At 40.9% G+C, this 25679-nt stretch carries 25 protein-coding genes and 2 tRNA genes; all 27 read left to right on the top strand.

Annotated features, from left to right (window positions below):
• Nucleotides 1-301 precede the first annotated feature (301 nt).
• The 27 genes from spoVT (at nucleotide 302) to lysS (ending at nucleotide 25370) form a co-directional block, all read left to right on the top strand.
• Complete coding sequence (gene spoVT, locus JI666_RS20195; protein WP_206894866.1) at nucleotides 302-832, top strand: stage V sporulation protein T; 531 nt, start codon at nucleotides 302-304, stop codon at nucleotides 830-832.
• A 131-nt stretch (nucleotides 833-963) separates the two neighbouring features.
• Nucleotides 964-2556, top strand: coding sequence for a putative polysaccharide biosynthesis protein (locus JI666_RS20190; protein WP_206894864.1), 1593 nt, complete (start codon nucleotides 964-966; stop codon nucleotides 2554-2556).
• Between the two features lie 3 nt (nucleotides 2557-2559).
• Nucleotides 2560-4017: a bifunctional methyltransferase/pyrophosphohydrolase YabN gene (gene yabN, locus JI666_RS20185; protein WP_206894862.1), complete on the top strand. Its 1458-nt coding sequence runs from the start codon at nucleotides 2560-2562 to the stop codon at nucleotides 4015-4017.
• Nucleotides 4018-4032: 15 nt separating this feature from the next.
• The gene (locus JI666_RS20180; protein WP_136948829.1) at nucleotides 4033-4293 is read left to right on the top strand and encodes an RNA-binding S4 domain-containing protein; all 261 of its coding nucleotides are present in this window, start codon (nucleotides 4033-4035) and stop codon (nucleotides 4291-4293) included.
• Between the two features lie 171 nt (nucleotides 4294-4464).
• On the top strand, nucleotides 4465-4773 hold the full coding sequence (yabP, locus tag JI666_RS20175) for a sporulation protein YabP (RefSeq protein ID WP_136948830.1): 309 nt from the start codon (nucleotides 4465-4467) through the stop codon (nucleotides 4771-4773).
• A complete protein-coding gene (gene yabQ, locus JI666_RS22020; protein WP_414635157.1) occupies nucleotides 4770-5360 on the top strand; it encodes a spore cortex biosynthesis protein YabQ in 591 nt (196 codons plus the stop codon). The genes yabP and yabQ overlap by 4 nt, the downstream gene beginning before the upstream one ends.
• Before the next feature lie 12 nt (nucleotides 5361-5372).
• Nucleotides 5373-5756, top strand: coding sequence for an FtsB family cell division protein (locus tag JI666_RS20165; protein WP_206894860.1), 384 nt, complete (start codon nucleotides 5373-5375; stop codon nucleotides 5754-5756).
• Nucleotides 5757-5830: 74 nt separating this feature from the next.
• Nucleotides 5831-6313, top strand: a complete 483-nt coding sequence (locus JI666_RS20160) for a S1 domain-containing RNA-binding protein (protein WP_206894859.1) — start codon at nucleotides 5831-5833, stop codon at nucleotides 6311-6313.
• Between the two features lie 190 nt (nucleotides 6314-6503).
• Nucleotides 6504-6580, top strand: a tRNA-Met gene (locus tag JI666_RS20155).
• Nucleotides 6581-6592: 12 nt separating this feature from the next.
• Nucleotides 6593-6667 (top strand) — tRNA-Glu (locus tag JI666_RS20150).
• A gap of 468 nt (nucleotides 6668-7135) precedes the next feature.
• A complete protein-coding gene (gene spoIIE, locus JI666_RS20145; RefSeq protein WP_206894858.1) occupies nucleotides 7136-9595 on the top strand; it encodes a stage II sporulation protein E in 2460 nt (819 codons plus the stop codon).
• 72 nt (nucleotides 9596-9667) lie between these two features.
• The gene (locus JI666_RS20140; RefSeq protein WP_136948835.1) at nucleotides 9668-10402 is read left to right on the top strand and encodes a VWA domain-containing protein; all 735 of its coding nucleotides are present in this window, start codon (nucleotides 9668-9670) and stop codon (nucleotides 10400-10402) included.
• Nucleotides 10371-11348 (top strand): serine/threonine protein kinase PrkT, encoded by a 978-nt coding sequence (prkT, locus tag JI666_RS20135; protein ID WP_206894857.1) that lies wholly within the window; start codon nucleotides 10371-10373, stop codon nucleotides 11346-11348. The genes JI666_RS20140 and prkT overlap by 32 nt, the downstream gene beginning before the upstream one ends.
• A gap of 90 nt (nucleotides 11349-11438) precedes the next feature.
• Nucleotides 11439-12821 carry a tRNA lysidine(34) synthetase TilS gene (gene tilS, locus JI666_RS20130; protein WP_349769368.1) on the top strand — a complete coding sequence of 461 codons (1383 nt, stop codon included), beginning with the start codon at nucleotides 11439-11441 and terminating at the stop codon, nucleotides 12819-12821.
• Between the two features lie 21 nt (nucleotides 12822-12842).
• Nucleotides 12843-13382, top strand: coding sequence for a hypoxanthine phosphoribosyltransferase (hpt, locus tag JI666_RS21860; protein WP_098445932.1), 540 nt, complete (start codon nucleotides 12843-12845; stop codon nucleotides 13380-13382).
• Between the two features lie 70 nt (nucleotides 13383-13452).
• Nucleotides 13453-15387: an ATP-dependent zinc metalloprotease FtsH gene (gene ftsH / locus JI666_RS20125; RefSeq protein WP_206894856.1), complete on the top strand. Its 1935-nt coding sequence runs from the start codon at nucleotides 13453-13455 to the stop codon at nucleotides 15385-15387.
• A 174-nt stretch (nucleotides 15388-15561) separates the two neighbouring features.
• Nucleotides 15562-16347 carry a type III pantothenate kinase gene (locus tag JI666_RS20120; protein WP_206894855.1) on the top strand — a complete coding sequence of 262 codons (786 nt, stop codon included), beginning with the start codon at nucleotides 15562-15564 and terminating at the stop codon, nucleotides 16345-16347.
• Between the two features lie 201 nt (nucleotides 16348-16548).
• Nucleotides 16549-17430: an Hsp33 family molecular chaperone HslO gene (gene hslO, locus JI666_RS20115; protein WP_206894853.1), complete on the top strand. Its 882-nt coding sequence runs from the start codon at nucleotides 16549-16551 to the stop codon at nucleotides 17428-17430.
• Between the two features lie 86 nt (nucleotides 17431-17516).
• Nucleotides 17517-18443, top strand: coding sequence for a cysteine synthase A (cysK, locus tag JI666_RS20110; protein WP_206894851.1), 927 nt, complete (start codon nucleotides 17517-17519; stop codon nucleotides 18441-18443).
• A gap of 269 nt (nucleotides 18444-18712) precedes the next feature.
• Entirely contained in the window at nucleotides 18713-20089 is a 1377-nt protein-coding gene (locus tag JI666_RS20105) for an anthranilate synthase component I family protein (RefSeq protein WP_206894870.1), read from the top strand.
• Between the two features lie 18 nt (nucleotides 20090-20107).
• Entirely contained in the window at nucleotides 20108-20692 is a 585-nt protein-coding gene (pabA, locus tag JI666_RS20100) for an aminodeoxychorismate/anthranilate synthase component II (RefSeq protein WP_206894849.1), read from the top strand.
• On the top strand, nucleotides 20683-21537 hold the full coding sequence (gene pabC / locus JI666_RS20095) for an aminodeoxychorismate lyase (protein WP_206894847.1): 855 nt from the start codon (nucleotides 20683-20685) through the stop codon (nucleotides 21535-21537). The genes pabA and pabC overlap by 10 nt, the downstream gene beginning before the upstream one ends.
• Before the next feature lie 69 nt (nucleotides 21538-21606).
• Nucleotides 21607-22431 (top strand): dihydropteroate synthase, encoded by an 825-nt coding sequence (gene folP, locus JI666_RS20090; RefSeq protein WP_206894868.1) that lies wholly within the window; start codon nucleotides 21607-21609, stop codon nucleotides 22429-22431.
• 17 nt (nucleotides 22432-22448) lie between these two features.
• Complete coding sequence (gene folB, locus JI666_RS20085; protein WP_206894846.1) at nucleotides 22449-22814, top strand: dihydroneopterin aldolase; 366 nt, start codon at nucleotides 22449-22451, stop codon at nucleotides 22812-22814.
• Nucleotides 22807-23331, top strand: coding sequence for a 2-amino-4-hydroxy-6-hydroxymethyldihydropteridine diphosphokinase (folK, locus tag JI666_RS20080; RefSeq protein ID WP_206894845.1), 525 nt, complete (start codon nucleotides 22807-22809; stop codon nucleotides 23329-23331). Before folB ends, folK begins: the two co-directional genes overlap by 8 nt.
• Nucleotides 23283-23507: a helix-turn-helix domain-containing protein gene (locus JI666_RS20075; protein WP_136948847.1), complete on the top strand. Its 225-nt coding sequence runs from the start codon at nucleotides 23283-23285 to the stop codon at nucleotides 23505-23507. The genes folK and JI666_RS20075 overlap by 49 nt, the downstream gene beginning before the upstream one ends.
• 369 nt (nucleotides 23508-23876) lie before the next feature.
• Nucleotides 23877-25370, top strand: coding sequence for a lysine--tRNA ligase (lysS, locus tag JI666_RS20070; protein ID WP_206894844.1), 1494 nt, complete (start codon nucleotides 23877-23879; stop codon nucleotides 25368-25370).
• Nucleotides 25371-25679: the final 309 nt, after the last annotated feature.

The following is a 25679-nucleotide window of genomic DNA, read 5'->3' as shown; positions in this document are numbered from 1 at the left end:
ATAAAGTGAAACTTCCATCAGAGGGGATCCTTTCACCCCTCTGATGGTTAGCTGAACCAATCGGACCTTTAGGGGCAGTTCCCCACCTCGCCATCTTGATTAGCTAATGTTTTAGAGGTGGTTTTTTACTGCCCCTTAAGGGTGGGATAAAGACGTTTTTGGATGTATAGCACATTTTTGACAGATTTGTGAATAGAACTCATACCTCGAAACGATACTAATGGAAAGATCATGTAGATTACACCATTTTCACAGTGATTGGAGCAATCACATAACATTTCCAGAAAGCGAGGCAACTTAGATGAAAGCAACAGGTATCGTTCGTCGTATTGATGATTTAGGTCGTGTTGTCATCCCAAAAGAAATTCGCAGAACTCTCAGAATTAGAGAAGGGGATCCTCTAGAAATTTTCGTTGATCGGGAAGGGGAGGTAATCCTTAAGAAATACTCTCCTATTAGCGAGCTAGGGGATTTCGCAAAAGAATATGCGGAGTCACTTGCAGAGCATTCAGGTCATATCGCGCTAATCTCTGATCGTGATGTTTACATTACGGCAGCTGGAGGGTCCAAAAAAGATTATCTCAACAAAAGCATTGGCGATGCAGTCGAAAAAGCGATGAATGAGCGGAAATGTCTTTTAAACGAAGATAAGTGCGAACTCATCGAAGGTGTTCCCGTTGAAACCGGACATGTGATTGCTCCGATAATTGCGAATGGGGATCCAATCGGAACAGTGATCTTGCTTGCCAAAGAGGCAGACAAGGTATCTGAATTAGAGCAGAAGCTTGCTGAAACAGCAGCTGGTTTTCTTGCAAGGCAAATGGAACAATAGGACACACAAAAAATGGAGGCATATGCCTCCATTTTTTGTGTGTTACAATGTTTGAAAAGTTTCCCACATTCCATCGTATGATATAATTCTTACATAATAATCAGGCTAAAAATTACTTGTGGTAGGTGTGTATGACGTCAAATGAAAACCAAAAAGGATTCTGGCATGGCGCGCTCCTGCTAACTGCTGTAGCTCTTTTTATGAAGATCTTGAGCGTAGGCTACCGAATCCCTTATCAAAATATTACAGGTGACATAGGGTTCTATGTCTATCAACAAATTTACCCTTTCTACTCTATTGCCATTATCCTTGCTACTTATGGGTTTCCAGTCGTCATTTCGAGACTTGTCGCGGAGCAGATGGCTAGAAACAATACTGAGAAGGCAGAGGAGATTTCGCGTTATAGTTTTTATGTCCTCACTTTACTTGGACTGGGTGGATTTGTAACTCTTTATATGGGGGCAACGGCTCTAGCTGATTTAATGGATGATTCGAGATTATTAAACCCACTGCGGGCAACGGCATTTTCTTTTCTCATTATGCCAGGTATTGCTTCCATCAGAGGGTATTTTCAGGGTCACCAAAATGTTGTCCCCACTGCATGGTCTCAAGTTACCGAACAGACTGTTCGTGTCATCGCTATTCTTACCCTTTCCATTGGACTCGTTTCAAGTGGGTACGGAGCTTATGCAATTGGAACAGGTGCAGCAATAGGATCTATATTAGGCGGTGTCGCTGCACTCTTGCTTCTTATGATCATGCGTATAAGAGGACGAAATGTACAATTGCTACCTCGCCGCATCAATGTGTTGCGATTTTTAGGGGTTGCACGCAGGGTTTTAACAGAAGGTACATTAATTTGCGTGAGTGCATTGGTGATGGTGCTCTTTCAGTTAATGGATGCTTTAACAATCGTATCAAGTCTATCAGAGTATGGGTTATCTTCGATTGAAGCTAGGGAAACGAAGGGCGTTTTTGATCGTGGTCAACCGCTCATACAGGTAGGGACAGTTCTTGCTACATCGTTGTCGTTATCAATCGTACCCGTTATATCAAAAGCAACAGCTGAAAAGAATGCCTTGCTCATTCAAGAAAAAGCGGGACTTTCACTGAAAATAAGCTTTGTCATTGGACTGTCTGCAGCAGTAGGTCTTGCTTGCATTATGGATGTAACCAACATCATGCTTTTTACGGATGATTCACTTTCCAGTACGCTTAGCTTTCTCGCAGTTTCGATTTTATTTAGTTCTCTTGCTATGACTGCAGCTGGAATTCTTCAGGGGGTTGGACTTGCAAGAAAAGCTGCGCGATATGCTGGTATTGGTATTCTATTGAAGGCGTTTTTGAATATCGTACTAGTTCCTACAATTGGGATTGACGGAGCTGCAGTCGCAACGGTCATTGGACTTGCAACCGTCGCAGTTCTTACTATACTTGCAGTTCACTCAAAAATAGGGCTAATTCAGTATCCTTTTCAAATTGGTCGTGCTATCACAGCAGTGACAATCATGAGTAGTGCTGTTATTTTGTTTCAAACCCTTTTTCCTTCAGCTATTTCAAGAAGCTTTGCCAGTTTATCTGCATTAGGTGGGGCGTTAATCGGAGCTTGCGTTTTGGGGTTATCACTCATCATCTTACGAGTCTTTACTGATGAGGAAATAGTGCAGTTACCTAAAGGCGAGAAAGTACAGTTATTACAAATTAAATTACGAAAAGGAGACTAAGCTATGACGCAAATTACGATTGTTGGAACTGGAGCGGGCGATTTAAGTCAGCTTTCTCTCGGAAGTTATCGAACCCTTCAGTCTGCAGAGAGGATTTATGCAAGAACGCTTGACCACCCTGTATTAAGGGAATTGATTGAAGATGGGCTATCGATGACAGGCTTTGATGCTATCTATGAAGATCAAGAATCCTTCGAAGATACGTATCGCGCTATTGTTGACCGTCTCTTTCAAGAAGCAGAGAAAGGGTCATTGGTCTATGCAGTTCCAGGGCATCCTATGATGGCTGAAGCTACAGTTCAGCTGTTACTAGATGAACAAGAAGTGCATGGAATTGAAGTGAAAGTAGCTGGGGGACAAAGCTTTCTAGATGCTCTCTTTACTGCGGTACGGATTGACCCAATTGAAGGTTGTCAGATCCTAGATGCGACTCGTTTTGCACGACCTGAAGTGCAGGTGCGTAACCACCTAATCTTTGTACAAGTTTATGATCAATTCACTGCATCTAACGTCAAACTTACTTTAATGGAGCTTCTGCCAGATGACTATGAAGTAACGGTTCTTCAGGCAGCAGGGAGTCGCGAGGAAAAAATTGTGAAAGTTCCGCTGTTTGAGTTAGATCGCGCAATGGAAGTTAATAACCTGACTGCAGTGTATGTGCCACCTGTTCGAGATGAAAAGCTACTCTATCAAGATTTTGGTTGGTTAAGACAAGTAGTAGCAACATTACGTGCGCCTGGTGGATGCCCGTGGGATATGAAACAAACGCATGAATCACTTAAGAAATATCTTATTGAAGAATCATATGAAGTACTCGAGGCGATTGACGAGAAAGATGAGGATCACCTTGCAGAAGAACTAGGTGATGTGTTGCTTCAGGTGTTACTGCATGCTCAAATCGGGGAAGACGATGGAATGTTTACAGTAGATGATGTTATTCAGAAGCTGAGTGACAAATTAATTCGTCGCCATCCCCATGTTTTTGGAGATGAGAAGGTAGAAACAGCAGAAGAAGTTGCAGGACTATGGAACCGTGTGAAAGAGGAAGAGAAGGAAACCTCCCCTTCTCAGTTTGATGCCGTTACAAAAGGCCTTCCAGGATTAATGCGGGCAAATGAACTGCAGAAGGCTGCAGCAAAAGTAGGGTTTGACTGGGATGAAGTTGAGCCAATTTGGGGAAAAATCCAAGAAGAACTGACTGAATTTAGAGAAGCGGTTCATGAGAAAACCTTTGATGATCAAGAAGATGAACTTGGGGATTTGATCTTTGCACTCGTCAACTTAGCACGTTTTTATAAAATAGATCCAGAATTGGCGGTCCATAGAACAAATCAAAAATTCATTGCTCGTTTTCAACATATTGAGAAGAGGGTAAAGGAAAAAGACCTTCAATTAGAGAATTTATCTCTTGAAGAGTTAGATCAGTACTGGGAAGAAGCAAAGCGAAAAGGAATCAAGTAAGGGGAGAAGAAAATCATGAGATTAGATAAATTCCTTAAAGTTTCACGAATCATTAAGCGCCGTTCGATTGCTAAAGAAATTTGTGATAAAGGGCGAATTGAAGTGAACGGTAATAAAGCAAAAGCAGGTACAACGGTTAAGCCTGGGGATGAGCTTGTCATTTCTTTCGGTCATAAGAAAGTAACTGCTCGTGTCGATGAACTAAAGGAAACAACGAAAAAAGATGAAGCGGGTAACATGTTTACAATCGTAAAAGAAGAAGCAGCAGGCGAATAGAAAAAGACCCGATCGGGTCTTTTTTTAATGACTTATAAATGATTTCAGGGAAAAAAACAGAGTGTTAGGTAGGTATAGAATACTCCCTTTTCAGAATAAAGATACCATACACAGCTTGTTCTAAATGCCTTAGTCAGTTCATAGACTTGTATCGAGAAGAGGGGGAGAGCGATGGATAATTACTATGAGTATGGGTCTTATGAGAAGTCTGCTAACACACCTGAACATGATCTTGTGATGAAATCTCGTAAATCGCTTGAAATTACAGGAGTAAAGCATGTCGATAGCTTTGATAACGAAGAGTTTCTTCTTGAGACATCAATGGGGTTTCTTGCTATTAGAGGGCAGCATTTGAAAATGAAGAATTTAAATGTAGAGCAAGGACGAGTATCGATTGAAGGTAAGATATTTGATCTCAGTTATCTTGACCATCACGAAGGGGAAAAAGCTAAAGGGTTCTTTAGTAAGTTGTTCAAATGACGCTGACGGTGCAATTTTACACAATGATTGCCATGGTGGCTATGGGGGTGTGGCTTGGTATAGCCATGGATACCTATAGCCGTTTTCTTAATCCACGCAAAAGCAAAAGTTTATGGCTCTACGGGAACGACGTTGTATTTTGGCTTTTGCAGGGTCTTCTTATTTTCTATGTACTTTACGAAGTGAACGAAGGGGCACTGCGATTTTATGTCTTTTTAGCATTATTATGTGGGTATGCAGCTTACCGTGCTCTCTTTCAACAGTTATACCGTAATAGTCTAGAACGAATGATTATAGTAGCGATAGGGCTCTTTAATTTTGTTCGTTCACTATTTATACACCTCATTTATAAACCAATTCGGTTTATATTGAAACTTTTATTAAGCTTATGTATGATGATAGTGAGTATTGGGGTAACCATTTTTTGGTTTATCTTTAAACTTTTTTGGGTACCGTTTAAGTGGATGATTTTACTGTTGTGGAAACTAATTCCTCGATCTGTTCGCTCATCACTAATAAAAACAGCAGGATTTGCCGATAAAATAAAGAACTACATATACCATTGGTTATCTAAACTAAGAAAGTGAGGAGGGGAGAGCTTGGTTACTGCGAATAAACACAAGCCTAAAGTGACAGAAGTTCATTCGGATTATCATCAGGAGAAACAGCTTCAGGACAAAGTTAGAGAACGTAGACGGAGAGGTCTAGTCCGACGTCTCACTGCATTCGCGGTAGCTGCTTTAGCCATAGCTATTCTATTTATCTCCGTATTCACTTCACAGGCATCAACGATCGAAGAAAAGAATCTACAGCAAAAGCAGGCTGAAGAAGAATTGGTACGTCTTAAGGAACAGGAAAACTATTTAACGGAAGAAATTGAGAAACTTAATAATCTGGATTATATCGGTGAACTGGCGAGAAGAGACTACTTTATGTCAAAACCCGGAGAGACGATCTTTAAGCTTCCTTCTTCCTCAAATTGACACGTTGTTTTTTGAAGGGGTATAATTAACGTACGACTGATCTTTTAAAGATTCTAAGGAGGAGCTTTTTTTACATGGCAATCGAAGTAGGCAGCAAGTTACAGGGAAAGGTAACAGGCATTACAAATTTTGGCGCGTTTGTTGAACTGCCAGATGGCAAGACAGGTCTCGTTCACATTAGTGAAGTTGCGGACAACTATGTCAAGGACATTAATGATTTTCTAAAAGTTGGCGATCAGGTTGAAGTAAAGGTCATCCAGGTTGAAAACGACGGTAAGATTGGTTTATCAATCAAGAAAGCAAAAGATCGACCTGCTTCTGAACGTCCTCAGGGACGTCCACAAGGTCGCCCACAAGGTGTAAGCCGACCTCAAGGAGGCGGCGGAAGACCTGGTGGCGGTGGATTCAAAGGTAAGCCTCGCGGAGGTGGACGTCCTCAAGTAGAGTCATTTGAGGATAAAATGAGCAAATTCCTTAAAGACAGTGAAGACCGTCTTTCAACTTTAAAGAAACAAACTGAGTCAAAACGAGGAGGTCGTGGCGCTCGTCGCGGCTAGAGCTTGTTGTCTACTAAATCATATTCTATTTAAACAAAACAGGCATGCGTCCGCATGCCTGTTTTGTTATTACTGATTGGGGCACAACTGCTAAATTTAAAGCAAACATTAGAAAGTATCAAAAATAAGTTGACACAAACTTTTCTGCAATGTATTATATATCTTGTGCTTAAGAAAGCAACAGTCTTATGGCGGTGTAGCTCAGCTGGCTAGAGCGTACGGTTCATACCCGTGAGGTCGGGGGTTCGATCCCCTCCGCCGCTACCATATTTATAGTTTGGCCCGTTGGTCAAGTGGTTAAGACACCGCCCTTTCACGGCGGTATCACGGGTTCGAATCCCGTACGGGTCACCACTATTACTTCTAATGATAAATTCGTAAATACATAGTTTGATAAAAAGTCCTGCATTTAATTAAATGCAGGACTTTTTTTATGTATGCATGCATTGTAAGCGGGAAAACAAAACGTTGTTTCAGTGTAGAACCTCATTTGTACTACTAATGTGGTAGTTATTTTCTTTTTTATCTTTAACATTTCGACCTTTTTATTTCCAGTTGACATGACACCAAAAAAAGGGAGTAAACCTGACTATCGCTATATTTGTGCTTGTAATTATGCATTGTCTATGCTTCCAGTTGTTTACAGATTTCTCATGTATCTACAACTGATTGACAAGCTTCAGGGAAAGAAGTCGAGAAGTTTATCCTATACTTGTACTTTTTTTTGACAAAAAGCGAATATTGCCTGTGCTTTAATATATAACACAAACTGCTTCAAGCAGATCGGTGATTAAAATAGAATGAAAGAAAGCAGGTGGGGGAATGCAAAGCGAGTTAGTAATGGAAAGATCAAGGTCCAGGATAGGCAAGTGGGTACAGGGGATAAAAGCCAAGTTGGAAATTATCCTTTTTCAACGAGGACTTTTGCTATTTGTCATTGGATTCCTGCTAGGACGAGCTGTTATTCTCACGCAAGTGACGCCTTTTGCGATTCCTTTCTTTGGAGCCGTGTTCTTCTTAAAGCGTGAACGTGCGCCGATGATTATGATCGCCCTACTTGCAGGTGCGGTTTCCACTTCTAATCTTTATAATACAGCCTTCATTATGCTCGGTATACTTGTTTTCTTGATCATCAATCGATTCGTTAAGTTATCTTCTCTGTCACTTGTTAAGACACTACCGATACTTGTTTTTGCAACAAGCTTGCTAGGAAGGTTAGTTTTAAGTTTAATCACAGAACGATCACTTATGAATACAAACTGGATATTAGCAGCTGTAGAAGGTGCACTAGGAATGATATTAACTATTATCTTTATTCAGAGTATACCTGTCCTTTCTATGAAAAAGCGATCTATGGCTCTTAAGAATGAAGAAATCATCAGTTTTATTATTCTCCTGGCGACAATGTTAACGGGGACAATTGGTTGGGTGGTCTATGGATTTTCAATTGAAAATATTCTATCGCGGTATCTTGTCCTTATTTTTGCTTATGTAGGTGGAGCGGCTATCGGTTCTACTGTTGGTGTTGTGACTGGTTTGATTCTCGCTCTTGCAAACGTTGCCAGTCTCTATCAGATGAGTATGCTTGCTTTTTCAGGGTTACTTGGTGGGTTGTTAAAGGATGGAAGGAAAATAGGTGTCGGTATGGGTTTATTGATCGGTACCTTGTTAATTGCGCTCTATGGGAGCGGACCTGAATTTCTGTATCCTAATCTGATGGAGTCTGCTATCGCGGTACTATTGTTTTTTTGTACACCTTCACGTATTACATCACAACTTTCAAAATATATACCTGGCACAGTAGAACATGCTAATGAACAGCAGCAATACCTTAGAAAGGTTCGTGATGTTACTGCAAACCGAGTCGAGCAATTCTCGAATTTGTTTCAAGCCCTTTCGAGTAGCTTCACAGATGTTGATGTTCAGGCAGATGATCAAAGCGAAAGAGAAGTAGACTACTTTTTAAGTCATGTAACAGAAAAAACCTGTCAGAACTGTTTTAAGAAAGAAACGTGCTGGGCAAAGAATTTTGATAAAACATATGAGTATATGACCGGAATTATGCACGAACTTGAACAAACAACAGAATTAAAGAATTATAGTTTGAAAAGAGATTTCGATCAACATTGCATAAAGGCTAATAAAGTCATAGATATCATTGGAAAGGAGATGAGTCATTACCACGCTAACCGTATGTTAAAGAAACAGGTCCGTGAAAGCAGAAAGATTGTAGCAGACCAGTTACGAGGCGTATCGCACGTTATGGGTGACTTTGCGAAGGAAATACAAAAAGAGCGTGATAATCTCCATCAGCAGGAAGAACAAATTATGGATGCTATTCAAAGTATGGGCCTTGAAGTTGGACAGGTTGAAATCTATAGCCTTGAGGAAGGAAATGTAGATGTTGAAATGAAAATTCCAGCGTGTGGAGGTCGCGGTGAAGGAGAAAAGGTTATAGCCCCAATGTTATCAGATATTCTAAAAGAAAATATTGTAGTGAAAAAAGAAGTGTGTGCGGAACACGAACATGAAACATGTCATCTTTATTTTGGATCAGCGAGAGACTTTATTGTAGAAACGGGTGTTGCGAATGCTGCGAAAGGAGGAGCTTGGATATCGGGGGATAGTCACTCTACGATTGAACTTGGTGCTGGGAAATATGCTATTGCTATAAGTGATGGAATGGGGAACGGAGAGCGGGCGCACCAAGAGAGTACAGAAACGATTCAACTGCTCCAGAAAATTCTTCATTCGGGCATAGATGAAACCGTTGCCATTAAGTCGGTCAATTCGGTTCTATCCCTTCGTAACACGGATGAGATCTTCTCAACACTTGACCTTGCAATGATCGACCTACAGGATGCCTCAGCTAAATTCCTTAAAATTGGTTCGATTCCTAGCTTCATCAAACGTGGAGATCGAGTCATGATGATCGAATCAGCTAATCTACCAATGGGAATCATACCTGAATTCGATGTAGAGGTCGTTAGTGAACAGCTGAAAGCTGGAGATCTATTAATTATGATGAGCGATGGGATCTATGAAGGTGTGAAAAATATCGAGAATCCTGAGTTCTGGATGAAGCGTAAAATAAGAGAACTTGCTACAGATAAACCGCAGGAAATAGCCGATCTGATAATGGAAGAGGTGATTCGAACAGAGTATGGAAGAATTGATGATGATATGACCATTGTCGTAGCAAGGGTGAAAAGGAACATCCCGAAATGGTCTACTATTCCAATCTATTCAGCACCTTCATTCAGAAAGAAAAAAGCACAATAAGATGAAACTACTTCATGTATAAACTCTCCTCCTGAAGGCGATGCTTGTAACAGCAAAAAAGGAGGAGTCGAGATGAAGAAGGGAACGCTTAGACAGATTCTATTAATAACAGACGGATGTTCTAACCAGGGGGAAGATCCGGTTGCAATGGCGGCTCTTGCAAGAGAGCATGGGATGACAGTGAATGTTATTGGCGTACTTGATGAAAACGAGCGGACTGACAGCGGACTAAAGGAAATTGAAAATATTGCTTTATCTGGGGGGGGCATCCACCAGCTTGTTTATGCTCGACAACTGTCGCATACGGTTCAGATGGTTACGCGTAAAGCGATGACTCAGACGATTCAAGGTTTTATCCATAAAGAATTGCAATCTATTCTAGGTGCTGAAAAAGAGATAGAAGATTTACCGCCTGATAAGCGGGGGCAGGTGGTAGAAGTGGTAGATGAACTGGGGGAAACGATGGATCTGGAAGTATTGATTATGATTGATACGAGTGCGAGCATGCAGCATAAACTTCCAACGGTAGAAGATGCCCTTCTTGACCTTTCCATTAGTCTGCACTCAAGAATCGGACAAAATGAATATGCTTTATATGCATTTCCCGGGAAACGGAAGCAAGTCGAACAACTAATGAATTGGACACCTCAAATGAAAGATATTCATACGATTTTCCCGAAGCTTAGTTCTGGGGGTATTACACCAACTGGTCCTGCACTCAAAGAAGCAATTGAAGCCTATCAGAAAAAACGCTCAAAGAGAGGACTGCTAGAAGATGGCGGCTACTTCGAAGAATCAGGCAGCTAATGTTCCTCGTGGAACAAGAATAAGAGGGAAATGGAATAAGCAAAGCTATCAAGTTATTAAAAAGCTTGGTAACGGTGCGCTTGGTACAGTTTATTTAGCAGACTCCATCAGAGGAAACGTAGCTATTAAGTTAGGGATTGACAGTATGTCAATTACTTCTGAAGTTAATGTTCTCAAACAGCTTTCGATGGTCCAGGGAACGGTTCTTGGGCCGTTTTTCTATGAAGTCGATGATTGGGAGATGAACGGGAAGTGTTATCCATTCTATGTAATGGAATACATCAATGGAGAACCACTTTTTTCGTTTATTGAGAGAAGGGGTAAAGAATGGCTTGGTATTTTAATGCTTCAGCTCCTTCGTGATTTAGGAGCACTTCACCGAGAGGGATGGGTGTTTGGAGATTTAAAGCCGGATAACTTACTTGTTGAAGGTTCACCACCAACCATTCGCTGGCTCGATGTTGGTGGTACGACGGGAATGGGAAGATCTGTTAAAGAGTTTACTGAGTTCTTCGACCGTGGTTATTGGGGACTCGGAACAAGAGTTGCAGAACCTTCCTATGATCTATTCTCGACTGCGATGGTTATGATCAATGCAGCGTATCCACAGCGATTTGAAAGACCAAAGAAGGAATCAGAACTATTTTTGATGAACAAAATAGAGAAAAGCCCCCTACTTAAAGCTTATAAACCTATTCTTAAAAAGGCGCTTAGAGGTAGTTATGGGAATGCATCAGAGATGCGACAAGAACTTTTCTCACTTCTGCAAGGTGTAAAGTCAGGAGCAGGCAATCGTCCCGCTATACCTTCCAATTCGAGGGTTATGTCTAGACAAAAACGACAGAAACCTAAGAAGCAAAAACGTTCTGGATGGTTCGAAACCGTTCTTTTGTTCGCTTTTATTCTCTTCTTCTATACTTTATACTTAGTTGGCCATGTCTTTTAATGATAAAAAGGTTTGAAGAAGACGTTGTTAGGCTAATAGTACTAAATGATAAACTGTTTTAAAGAACAGGAAGCGAGAGGAAGACAGAAGGTGCTACAGGATGTTGACCGTTTTATCCAGAAACATGATTTGTTGCGTAAAGGAGATACCGTTGTAACTGGTGTTTCGGGAGGACCAGATTCTGTTGCTTTACTTCACTATTTGACAAATAAGCTCTCCGACTACCAGTTGACGGTTATTGCTGCACATATGGACCATGGGCTACGAGGTGAGGAATCCCTTGAGGATCTTGCCTTTGTGAAACGGTATTGTGAGCATGAAGGAATTATTTTTGAAACTTCTTCAGCAGATGTTGGTCTTTATAAAGAAGTTCACCAATTATCAACGCAGGTGGCTGCTAGAGAATGTCGCTATCATTTTTTTGAGCAGATTATGGAAAGGTATTGTGCAAATGCTCTGGCGCTTGCACATCATGGTGATGATCAGATTGAAACGATGTTGATGAGGCAGGTTCACGGTAGTACTGGAGCGGGATTAGCTGGTATGCCTTTGAAAAGACCGTTCTCAACGGGTATGATTATACGTCCGTTTTTAGGTATAACGAAAGATCAAGTATTGAGTTACTGTGATAACCACTCCCTTTCTTATCGAATCGATCCTTCTAATTCCAGCGACCGATATGTGAGAAATCGTTTCAGGCAAAACGTGTTGCCTTTCCTGAAGGAAGAAAATCCGAGTGTCCATCTGAGGTATCAATTATATAGTGAGCGGCTACAAAGTGACGAGCAATATTTGATGCAACAAGCAAGCGCTCATTTAGATGATGTCATCATTGAGCAAAATGACAAATTTGTGAAGTTGGATATCAAGTCGCATCAATGCCTGCCTATTCCTTTACAAAGAAGAGTGATTCATCTAATATTAAACTATCTTTATACAGGCAATGCTCCTTTTTCTTCTATACATATTGAGGATTTGCGGTTAATGCTCGATTCTGAGCACCCTTCTGCTTCCCTTAATCTGCCCCTAGAACTGAGGGCGGTAAAATCTTATACCACCTGTTATTTTTCTTTTGAAACCTTTTTGCATCCAGAACCGTATGAGTATCATCTATCTTTGGGAGGCTCTGTGGAAACACCGCTAGGAACGATTACGGCCGTTCCAATCGATTCAGTTCCACAACACCTTTCTTCAAATGATTTCATCATTGAAGAAGTGGCGTTTCCATTGGTAGTGCGTTCAAGACATTCTGGTGATCGAATTCAGCCAAAAGGCATGATAGGAACGAAAAAGGTAAAGGATATTTTTATCGACCGTAAAATAGACCGTTCAGAGCGTGATGTCTGGCCAATTATTGAGGATCAAACGGGTCACATCATCTGGGTGGCTGGAGTTACTCGTTCTGAAAAAGCAACACTGTCTGCAAAAAAGAATAGGCTCGTGCATTTGCATTATGCAAAAAAACTTACATAGGTTGGGAGGGCAATAACACTGATGTTAAACGAAATTCAAGAAACATTAATTAGTGAAGAACAAATTCAAGAAAAATGCCGTGAATTGGGTAAGAGACTTTCGGATGAGTACGAAGACCGTTTCCCACTTGTGATTGGCGTACTTAAAGGTGCAATGCCTTTCATGGGTGATTTAACAAAGCGTATGACTTGCCACCTTGAAATGGACTTTATGGACGTATCAAGTTATGGGAATTCAACCGTATCTTCAGGTGAAGTTAAAATCATTAAGGATCTTGACACATCTGTAGAAGGGCGAGACGTCCTCATTCTTGAAGATATTATTGATAGTGGTCTAACGCTAAGCTATCTAATCGATCTGCTGAAATATCGTAAAGCTAAATCGATTAAGATTGTGACGCTTCTTGACAAACCAACTGGTAGAAAAGTTGATCTTAAGCCTGATGTTGCTGGTTTCATCGTTCCAGATGAATTTGTTGTTGGATATGGTCTAGATTTTGCTGAAAGGTACCGTAATCTACCGTTTATCGGCATTCTTAAGCCCGAGATTTATCAAGGTTAATTTGTTGTAGTCAGTTGTGCCAATATGGTAAGATAATCTATGGTTTCCTGTTCGTGGGAGGAGGTAAGGAATGAATCGTATCTTCCGTAATACAATATTTTATTTGTTAATATTCCTCGTCGTAGTGGGTGTTGTTAGTTTCTTTAATGGAACAAACGACGACACAAATGTATTAGATTACGGCGAATTTCAGTCAAAACTGAATAATGGTGAGATTCAAGAATTAACGTTACAACCTGAGCGCGGTGTATACACTGTTACTGGTCAGTTAGCTGGTGGCGATGAAGACGCCGAAGATGCTAATACATTCGTTACGAATGTACCTGACTCAGAGAGAGCTGTAGAGAATATTTTAACTGCAGCTGATGAAGGAAATGTCAAGTTAACAACAGAGCCAGCCCCCGAGCAAAGCGGCTGGGTTACTTTTCTAACATCTATTATTCCTTTCATTATTATTTTCATTTTGTTCTTCTTCTTGCTTAACCAGGCTCAAGGCGGCGGTGGCCGTGTCATGAACTTCGGTAAGAGTAAAGCGAAGTTGTACAGTGAAGAGAAAAAGAAAGTAACATTTAAAGATGTGGCTGGAGCTGATGAAGAGAAGCAAGAGCTTGTCGAGGTTGTAGAATTCTTGAAAGATCCTCGTAAGTTCGCAGCAGTTGGTGCCCGTATTCCAAAAGGTGTTCTCCTAGTAGGACCTCCGGGTACAGGTAAAACATTGCTAGCACGAGCTGTAGCTGGTGAAGCTGGAGTACCGTTCTTCTCAATTTCTGGTTCTGATTTCGTAGAAATGTTTGTTGGTGTAGGTGCTTCTCGTGTTCGTGACCTATTCGAGAATGCGAAGAAAAATGCACCTTGTATTATCTTTATTGATGAAATTGATGCAGTTGGACGTCAGCGTGGCGCAGGTCTTGGCGGCGGCCATGATGAGCGTGAACAAACGCTTAACCAACTTCTAGTTGAAATGGATGGATTCAGTGCAAACGAAGGTATCATTATCGTTGCAGCTACAAACCGTCCTGATATTCTTGACCCAGCACTTCTTCGTCCTGGACGCTTTGACCGTCAAATTCCGGTAAATCGTCCTGATGTTAATGGTCGTGAAGCAGTACTAAGAGTTCATGCTCGTAACAAACCTCTAAGTGATGAAGTTGATTTAAAAACCATCGCGATGCGTACACCAGGATTTTCTGGTGCGGATCTTGAGAACTTGTTAAACGAAGCTGCACTTGTTGCTGCACGTCATGACAAGAAGAAAGTCGACATGAGCGACATTGATGAAGCGACAGACCGAGTTATTGCCGGTCCTGCTAAGAAAAGTCGTGTTATTTCTGAGAAAGAAAAGAACATTGTGGCATACCATGAAGCCGGTCATACGATCATTGGTACCGAGCTTGATAATGCAGATATTGTTCATAAAGTAACCATCGTCCCACGTGGACAGGCTGGCGGTTATGCTGTAACACTTCCTAAGGAAGATCGTTACTTGATGACGAAGCCTGAGTTAGAAGATAAAATTATCGGTCTACTTGGTGGTCGTGTAGCAGAAGAAATTACGTTTGGTGAAGCAAGTACTGGTGCAAGTAATGACTTCCAACGCGCAACGGCGATTGCTCGTAGCATGGTTACAGAATATGGTATGAGTGAAAAGCTTGGTCCTATGCAGTTTGGTTCAGGTTCAGGAGGAAATGTCTTCCTTGGACGTGATATCCAGAATGAACAGAACTATAGTGACTCATTTGCTAATGAAATTGATCTTGAAGTTCAAAAGATCATCAAATCATCGTATGAGCGTTGTCGCAAGATCTTACTTGAGAATCAGGACAAGTTAAATCTTGTAGCTGAAACGCTTAAAGAGATTGAAACGCTTGATGCTGAACAAATACGTTCTCTTGTTGAAGAAGGTAAACTTCCTGAAGGCCACCATGCAAATGGTACTTCAGAAGATGTGAAAGTTAACATTTCCAAAAAGGAAGAGAAACCTGAAGAAAACGAAGAACAAGAATAAGTAAGAGAAGCAGGGTGTTAATAAAGCACCCTGTTTTTTTTATGAGATCGTATTTAATCAAGTACTTTCCCCTTTCGGTAAACGTTTGCAAAAAAGAACTTCGTTTTTGAATACAATGTATGGTATAACTATAGAGAGCATGACAGAAGTTAAATTTTTAAATAAGGTGATAATATGATACTAGTGCTTGATGTAGGGAACACGAACATTGTTCTAGGTGTATATGAAGGTGAAGAATTAACGCATCACTGGCGTATGGGAACAAGCAGAAAGCAGACAGAAGATGAGTATGCAATGGTCATTAAAGGTCTTTTCTCTCATGAAGGTCTCTCTTTTGATGATGTTGAAGGCATCATTATTTCATCTGTTGTTCCACCAATTATGTTTGCTCTTGAGCGTATGTGCCAGAAGTATTTTCATCATAAACCATTAGTGATTGGTCCTGGGATTAAGACAGGATTGAATATAAAGTATGATAACCCGAAAGAAGTAGGGGCTGACAGAATTGTTAATGCCGTTGCAGGTATCCACTTATACGGTGCGCCTCTTATTATTGTTGATTTTGGTACAGCGACAACCTATTGCTATATTGATGAACAGAAGCAATATGTTGGAGGTGCAATTGCGCCCGGGATTAACATCTCAACGGAAGCTCTTTATATGCATGCAGCGAAACTTCCACGAATTGAAATTGCGAAGCCGAATCATATTGTAGGGAAGAATACGGTAAGTGCAATGCAAAGCGGAACCTTGTACGGATATGTAGGACAGGTAGAAGGTATTGTTTCTCGAATGAAGAAACACGCTTCTAAAGAACCGACAGTAATTGCAACAGGCGGCCTTGCATCGTTAATTGCGGAAGAGTGCGACTTGATTGACGTTGTTGATCCATTTCTAACGCTTAAAGGTCTTCATTTAATTTATAATAAAAACAAAGAAGAGTTAAACGCATACCGATAGAGGGATGCGTTTTTCCTTTTTTCTTCAATATGTTTTATTGAATTTAAGGAAGTTTATCTTAGCCAAAGGGTAAAGTAGTAAGATACAATAACTTTTACTGTAAATAGCCAATTTCTCTTCAGTTTGTCTGAATGGAAGTTCTTACTCAAATCATGTAATGTGTAATTGGGTGTTTGCCCTTAGTGAAAGGAGAAATAGTAAATGAGTGATTATTTAATTAAAGCACTAGCATTCGATGGTAATGTTAGAGCATATGCGATATCAAGCACTGAAATGGTAGCGGAAGCACAGCGTCGGCACACTACGTGGCCAACAGCCTCTGCTGCTCTAGGACGTGCAATGACGGCCTCTACAATGATGGCTTCTGGACTTAAAGGTAAGGAAAAGATAACAGTCAAAATTGAAGGTGGCGGCCCAATTGGGGCGATTATCGTTGATGCAAATGCGCAAGGCGAAACGCGAGGCTATGTAAGCAATCCGCACGTTCACTTTGACCTAAATGAAAGTGGTAAGCTAGACGTCGCTCGTGCAGTTGGGCGTGATGGATTTCTATCTGTTGTAAAAGACATCGGTATGAGAGAGAAGTTTACAGGGCAGGTGCCGATTGTTTCTGGTGAACTTGGAGATGATTTCACTTATTATCTCGTAACGTCAGAGCAGGTTCCTTCTGCAGTTGGTGTTGGTGTTCTTGTTAATCCGGATAATACAATTCTATCTGCAGGTGGATTTATGATTCAATTGCTTCCGGGAGCTGAAGAAGAAACGATTCGCTTTATTGAAAAACGCATTGAAGCAATACCACCAATTTCTAAGCTCATCCAAGATGGCAAAACGCCAGAAGAAATTCTTAATGCCCTTCTTGGGGAAGAGAATATTAAAATTCTTGATAAGATGCCGGTTAACTTTGAGTGCAGTTGTTCTAAAGAGCGATTCTCAAATGGAATTATGGGACTTGGCAAAGAAGAAATTAATAACATGATTGAAGAAGACGGAGAAGCTGAAACGGCTTGCCATTTCTGTAACGCACATTATCATTTTTCGAAAGAAGAGTTACAGGAACTATACACCGAGAGTAAACTATAGAAGGTTGAAATTGACAGTTCAACACTGGGGTGCTATTCTTTAAATTGGATAATCCCTATTAAAACACTCGGGTTTGAGGAGGCGTGATGATGAGAGTAGCAAATTCAATTACAGACCTAATCGGTCAAACACCAATTGTTAAACTGAATCGCATCACAGATGATAACCACGCAGAGGTGTATTTAAAGCTAGAGTTCATGAATCCAGGAAGCAGTGTAAAAGATCGTATCGCTTTAGCAATGATTGAAGCTGCTGAAGAGAAAGGCGAGCTTAAAGCCGGAGATACGTTTGTTGAGCCGACGAGCGGTAATACTGGTATTGGTCTAGCAATGGTCGCTGCTGCGAAAGGCTATCAGGCTGTACTCGTTATGCCTGATACAATGAGCATGGAACGCCGTAATTTGCTAAAAGCGTATGGAGCAAAGCTCGTTTTAACTCCTGGTTCTGAAGGTATGGGTGGAGCGATTCGCAAAGCGGAAGAGCTAGCAAAGGAACATGGATACTTTATGCCACAACAATTCCAAAACGAAGCAAATCCTGAAGTTCACAGACGTACAACTGGTAAAGAAATTATTGACCAGATGGATAGCCTTGATGGGTTTGTAGCAGGAATTGGTACTGGTGGTACGATTACAGGTGCTGGAGAAGCGTTAAAGAAGCATTTTCCTTCAATCAAGTTATACGCTGTAGAACCAACGGATTCCCCTATTTTATCTGGTGGTAAGCCTGGACCTCACAAGATTCAAGGAATTGGAGCTGGTTTTGTACCATCCATTCTGAACACTGATGTGTATGATGAAGTCATTCAAGTACAGAATGATCAGGCGTTTGAGTGGGCTAGAAAAGCTGCGCGTGAAGAAGGGATACTGGGTGGTATTTCTTCTGGGGCTGCAATTTATGCAGCGCTCGAAGTAGCGAAAAAACTTGGCAAAGGAAAGAAAGTACTTGCGGTAATTCCAAGTAATGGGGAACGCTATTTAAGCACACCACTTTTCCAATTTGACGATGAGTAATAATGAAAGCAGTCCTGACGGGGCTGCTTTTTTTATATAGTAAAATTGATTGTTGATGAAGCATGGAATTAACTTGAAAGGAAAGTTTTTCTAACAACCTGTCGTAAAGAGTTAGGGGAGTATAAAAAGGATGAAGCAATTCGTCACTTCATGTAGAATAAAGGCATAAACAGAGCAGAAGCATTCGCTTAGCTTTTGATAGGGTGTGAAAAATATTGCTAGAACAGCTAGAAAAAACAGCACGCATTCCGATTTTTGAGACGCTTGAAATGGGGTCCGAGGAGTGGTTTGTCAGATATAAACAATTTATTGATAGTCAACCAGAGCATATTCTGTTGGATAGTACTCGTGGCGGTAGGTATAGTATGTTCGGTATTAAATCTATTGCTCACCTTTGTGGAAGAGGATCCCTACTAACAATTACGGAAAAGGGTAAAGAACCTAAGACGCAAGAAGGTAATTTACTGGATCTTATGCAGTTATGGATGCAGCAGACTGTGAGTAGTACTGATCATCGTTTGCCTGACTTCCAGGGCGGAGCGATGGGGTTTTTAAGTTATGATATTGCGCGCCAAATAGAGAATTTACCTAATCTTGCGGAAGACGATCTCCGTCTCCCAGAGCTGTCTTTTATTGTCTATGAAGACGTTGGAGTTTATGATCACGCAGAGCAAACACTCTGGTTCATTTCTCAGGTTGAGAAAGGTATGGAGCAAGACGGGCAGTCTCGACTTACAACATATAAACAAGAGTGGACGAAACCGAATGATTTTAAGCGAAGAAGACCTTTTGTTCAAGCGAAAGAAAACAAGCAATTCTTTTCACTGAGTGAAGAAACCTTTGCTAATGCAGTACAAAAAGTGAAGGAGTATATTTCTAATGGAGATGTCTTTCAAGTAAACCTTTCACTGAGGGAATCCAGAACAATGCATACTGATCCGCTATCGGTTTACGAGACGTTGAGGGAGATCAATCCCTCACCTTATATGTCTTTAATCCATACAGACTCATTCGATATCGTGAGTGCTTCACCAGAGCTCCTTGTTAAGAAAAAAGGGCGTGAACTGAGCACAAGACCAATAGCAGGCACGAGGTCTCGTGGGAAAGATGATAGTGAAGATGAACGTCTAGCACGTACATTGATTGAGAATGAAAAAGAGCGGGCTGAGCATGTGATGCTAGTGGATCTTGAAAGAAATGATCTTGGGAGAGTATGCGAGTACGGCACTGTAGAAGTCGATGAATTTATGGTGATAGAGAAATATTCTCATGTACAGCATATTGTTTCGAACGTTCGAGGTGTATCTTCTCTTGGGAGTTCTGCATTTGACGCAATTAAAGCAACTTTTCCTGGTGGCACAATTACAGGTGCGCCCAAAATTAGAACGATGGAAATAATTGAAGAACTTGAGCCTGTACGCCGTGGCGTTTACACTGGTTCTATTGGGTGGATCGGATTCAATGATGATATGGAATTAAATATAGCGATTCGTACAATGGTTATAAAAGACCAGGTTGCTCACGTTCAAGCAGGCGCTGGTATTGTAATTGACTCTAATCCCGAAGCGGAGTATAAAGAGTCATTAAAGAAAGCAAGAGCACTTTGGAAAGCAAAAGAGGTAAGTGAAGAGACTAGTAGAGATTAGCTTAGAGGAGGAATGAAAATGATTTTAATGATCGATAATTACGATTCATTTACGTATAATCTTGTACAATATCTTGGAGAAATGGGCGAAGAACTCGTCGTAAAGCGAAATGACGAAATTAGTGTTAAGGATATTGAGGAGCTAGACCCTGCGTTTATTATGGTTTCACCTGGGCCGTGCAGTCCGAATGAGGCGGGCATAAGTATGGAAGTCATCAAGCATTTCGCTGGTAAAACACCTATTTTTGGGGTTTGCCTTGGACATCAGTCTATTGCACAGGTATTTGGAGGAGATGTTGTTAAAGCTGATCGGCTAATGCACGGTAAAACATCTGAAATGCGACACGATGGAAGAACGATTTTCCAAGGGATTCAGAATCCATTTACTGCAACAAGGTACCACTCTTTAATTGTTAAAAAAGAAACCTTACCTGAGTGCTTTGAAATAAGCGCATGGACAGAGGAAGGCGAAATCATGGCTATTCGGCATAAGGAGCTTGCTGTTGAGGGAGTGCAGTTCCATCCGGAGTCGATTATGACAGGGACCGGAAAGACTCTCCTTAAAAACTTTATTGATACACATCGGAAAGAGCCATGTTTATAAATATTAACGGTGACATCGTAGATGAGAAAGAAGCAGTCATTTCAGCTTACGATCATGGATATTTGTATGGTTTAGGTGTTTTCGAGACATTTCGCACATATAATGGTCATCCTTTTTTGTTCGATGATCATTACAATCGGCTGAAAGCATCACTTGAAGAACTACAGATCAAACTACCCTATACAAAGGTGGAGCTTTTGCATGAGGTGAAGCGCACGATTGAAGCCAACGACATGATAGATGCTTATGTTCGCTTAAACATATCTGCAGGTATGGGAGAGATTGGACTTCAAACCGATCCTTATTCCTCACCTCAAAGCATCATCTATGTAAAGCCGATTGGTGAACCAATTCGTAAAGAGAAGCGGGGAGTTATTCTGTCATTAAGAAGAAACTCGCCTGAGGGACCTTTACGGCTCAAGTCTCACCACTACTTAAATAATATTTTGGCGAAACGCGAAGTGGGAAATGATCCTGCTATAGAAGGCATTTTTCTCTCCCAGCAAGGTGTTCTCGCTGAAGGAATTGTTTCGAATTTATTCTGGGTTAAGGAAGGATCTTTATATACGCCATCTTTAACAACGGGTATTTTAAATGGCATTACACGCCAATACATTATGCACGCTGCACAGAAACTTGGTATATCGATCATAGAGGGTAGCTTTGAGAAAGAAGAATTGTTTTTGGCTGATGAAGTGTTTGTCACAAACTCAATTCAAGAGATTGTTCCATTGCGCCAGATTGAACATGTGCTGTTACCTGGACTTGATGGTTCTGTCACGAACAGGCTCATCCTCCAATATGAACAACACCGCATTTCGCTATTTAGTCGAATTGAATGCTAACCAAGAACATATGCACATAAAGGAGTGAGCCGTTTGACGACGGTAATTAATAAACAAACGAACCATCCTATGGTGATGGAGTGGCGGGATAGGCTAATTGATTGGAATCAGAAAACATGGATTATGGGCATTTTGAACGCGACGCCTGATTCTTTTTCAGATGGTGGAGAGTATAACACAATAGATCACGCAGTAGCTCATGCGTTGCAGCTTGTAGAGGATGGGGCTGACCTCATTGATATTGGAGGGGAATCAACTCGTCCTGGTGCTATACCTGTAACGTTAGAAGAAGAGCTTAAGCGTGTCGTTCCTGTTATTAAAGCGGTAAGAAAAGTGGTTGATGTTCCAATATCAATTGACACATATAAAGCAGAAGTAGCTGATCAAGCAATTTTAGCTGGTGCCGATATCATTAATGATGTATGGGGAGCCAAAGCTGATCGTGAAATGGGGAAGGTTGCTGCATCACATGCAGTCCCAATTATCTTAATGCATAATCGATATGACACTGACTATGGCGATATCATGGCAGACATAAAAACAGATGTGGAAGAGAGTATTGCGATTGTACGGGAAGCGGGCGTTGCAGATCGGAACATCATTCTCGATCCCGGTATCGGTTTTGCTAAAACGCATGAACAGAATCTTGAAGTGATGAGAAGACTTGATGAGTTTGCAGCGATAGGATATCCGGTATTACTAGGAACATCAAGGAAATCAATTGTAGCCAAAACGTTAAATACACCACCGAACGACAGGGTTGAAGGAACGGGTGCGACTGTATGTCTTGGCATAGAAAGAGGCTGCCAGATTATCCGAGTACATGATGTAAAGCCAATTGTACGAATGTCTAGGATGATGGATGCGATGCTTAAGTCACAGCTTAATTACTAACCAGGGAGATGAAGTGAATGGATAAGATCTATTTGAACGGAATGAAGTTTTATGGGTATCACGGAGTATTTCCTGAGGAAAACAAGCTAGGTCAGCGTTTTTATGTGGACTTGACGCTCGAAGCCGATCTTTCAAAGGCAAGCGAATCGGATGACCTGAATTATACGGTTAATTACGCTGATGCTTATAGTACCATTAAAGCAATTGTTGAAGGTGAACCAAGAAAGCTAGTTGAAACTATTGCAGAGGAAATAACAACTAAAATGTTTAATACCTTTGAAATTGTCGAAACTTGTACTGTTAAAGTAATTAAACCAGATCCGCCAATAGATGGTCATTATGACTCGGTGGCAATTGAGATGAAGAGGGAACGGAATGAATAGTGTATTTATTGGAATTGGTTCCAATATTGGGGACCGAGAAAGTTACATCAGAACATCTTTAAAAAGAATTCAAGAATATCCTGGAGTGGAGATTGTGGATACTTCTTCGCTATATGAAACTTCCCCAGTGGGCGTAACAGAGCAGGGCGCTTTTTTGAATATGGTAGCGCAACTAGAGACCGAAATGAATGCTTTTCAGTTGTTAGAGATCCTTCAAGGAATTGAGCAGTCTCTTGGAAGAGAACGAGATATTCGATGGGGACCACGAACAATAGACCTTGACATATTGCTCTATAATCATGAGAATATTGTAGCAGAGGGTCTCGTGATTCCGCACCCTCGCCTTCTTCAGCGAGGTTTTGTGATTATTCCCCTTCATGAATTAAGTCCCGATGCAATTATTCCAACTACTAATAAAAGAATTGATTCCTATCTTGACCACATAGAAGATAAAGAAGGTGTACGTCTATGGAAGAGGAAATCTGCGGGAGACGTATTCGCGCTTTTCGAAAGTTGAAAGGTTATACTCAGGAACAGCTTGCTAAAGAACTGAGTGTCTCGGTTTCCATACTGGGGGAGATCGAGCGCGGAAACCGAAAACCTACCAAAGATTTTATGCAATTAGTAGCTGAGCAGCTCAGAGTCCCACTCTATGAGCTCTTTCCTACAGAACAGAATCAAGAGATGAGATAGAACCTTTTAAAAATAGGTGCTATTACATTAAACAATCCTGTTGTACTTGAACAATGGCTAGTGTGTGTAACCAAGCATTCCGGTTGATTGCACGTGGATGAAACAGATACAAGAGTTGGTTTGGCTTCTTTACGGATTTACAAGAGAGGTTGAATCTAAACAAGCCGTTTGACTTTCGATCTAGCATTTTCTATACTACAGCTAGGAAATGACAGACTGCCAGTAAGAATGCTGGCAGTTTTCTTCATATATACCTCGATACACCCGGGGCGTTTGTCATTAGAAATATGCACGGCAATGCTTGCTATTCATCTTGCTTTCCGATAAAGTAATAGCGGGATAAACATAGATTTGACAGGAGTGATAAAGATGAGTCAGGAGCTTGAACTGAATGATCTTCTTAAAGTAAGAAGAGAAAAACTTGACGTTCTTAAAGACAATAATATTGATCCGTTCGGACATCGGTTCGACCGGTCCCATACTGCAAGCAAAATGCTAGAAGAGTTCGATTCTTTCACAAAGGAAGAACTCGCTGAACAAGAAAAGACTGTTTCATTAGCTGGTAGAATTATGACTAAACGAGGAAAAGGTAAAGCTGGATTCGCTCACGTTCAGGATCTAACTGGTCAAATTCAGTTCTATGTTCGTAAAGATACTGTAGGTGACGAACAGTACGAACTATTCGATTCTATGGATATTGGTGATATCATCGGAGTTAGTGGGGAAGCGTTTAAAACAAAAGTAGGCGAGCTATCTGTAAAGGTAAGCGACTTGCACCTGCTTTCTAAATCACTTCGTCCACTTCCGGATAAATTTCACGGCTTAAAAGATGTAGAGCAGCGCTATCGCCAGCGTTATTTAGATTTAATCATGAGCCCGGAATCAAAACAAACGTTTATTGCAAGAAGTCGCATTATCCAGTCAATGAGACGCTATCTAGATGATCAGGGATTCCTCGAAGTAGAAACTCCTATGATGCATTCTATTCCAGGCGGGGCGTCTGCACGACCATTTGTCACTCATCACAATGCACTTGATATGGAATTGTATATGCGTATTGCGATTGAACTACACTTGAAGAGATTGATCGTTGGCGGTATGGAACGTGTTTATGAAATCGGCCGCGTCTTCCGTAATGAAGGTGTATCAACTAGACATAACCCTGAATTCACGATGCTTGAACTTTATGAAGCCTATGCTGATTACAAAGATGTAATGTCTTTAACCGAGCAAATGGTTGCTCATATTGCAAAAGAAGTAACGGGTTCTACAACAATTCAATATGGCGAACATGAAATTAATCTCGAACCTGAATGGAAGAGACTTCATATGGTAGATGCGGTTAAAGAAGTAACCGGCGTAGACTTCTGGCAGCAAATGACCGATGAAGAAGCACGTGAGCTTGCGAAAGAACACGGAGTAGATGTAAAAGGAACAATGGACTTTGGACATGTAGTTAATGAATTCTTTGAACAAAAAGTAGAAGATACCTTGATTCAACCTACATTTGTTTATGGTCATCCTGTATCTATTTCACCACTAGCAAAGAAAAATCCTGAAGACGAGCGCTTCACAGATCGATTCGAATTATTTATTGTTGCACGTGAACACGCAAATGCATTCACTGAGCTAAACGATCCAATCGATCAAAGAGAACGCTTTGAAGCACAGCTTGTAGAACGTGAACAGGGTAATGATGAAGCGCATATGATGGATCATGACTTCATTGAAGCACTCGAATACGGATTACCACCAACCGGAGGTCTTGGGATCGGTATAGATCGCCTTGTTATGCTATTAACTAACGCACCATCTATTAGAGATGTGCTGCTGTTCCCTCAAATGAGAAATACCGATAGATAACACCTTAAAGAATGAAGCCCAAACGAGGGCTTCATTTTTTTAATTCTTTTTTTAGGAAAAGTATTGCGTCGTTTAATTTTACATGGTATATTAATACTCGCCGTTAAAAACACGGCATTAACGAACGAAACAAATTAAAAAAAGTTGTTGACGGTAACTGAGTTGATATGATATATTAATAAAGTCGCTGAAAACGACATTGGAAGAAACAAATTGATCTTTGAAAACTGAACGAAACGCCATGTAAGTAGTTGTTTCTACGGAAACAAAACATTGTTTTAAAAGCTAGATTAAGCTTTCTATCGGAGA

It is taken from the genome of Bacillus sp. NTK071 (assembly GCF_017303315.1).
In the GTDB taxonomy this organism is placed as follows: domain Bacteria; phylum Bacillota; class Bacilli; order Bacillales; family Guptibacillaceae; genus Guptibacillus.
The sequence above is the reverse complement of the archived record's forward strand: the minus strand, read 5'-3'. Positions and strand labels throughout refer to the sequence as shown.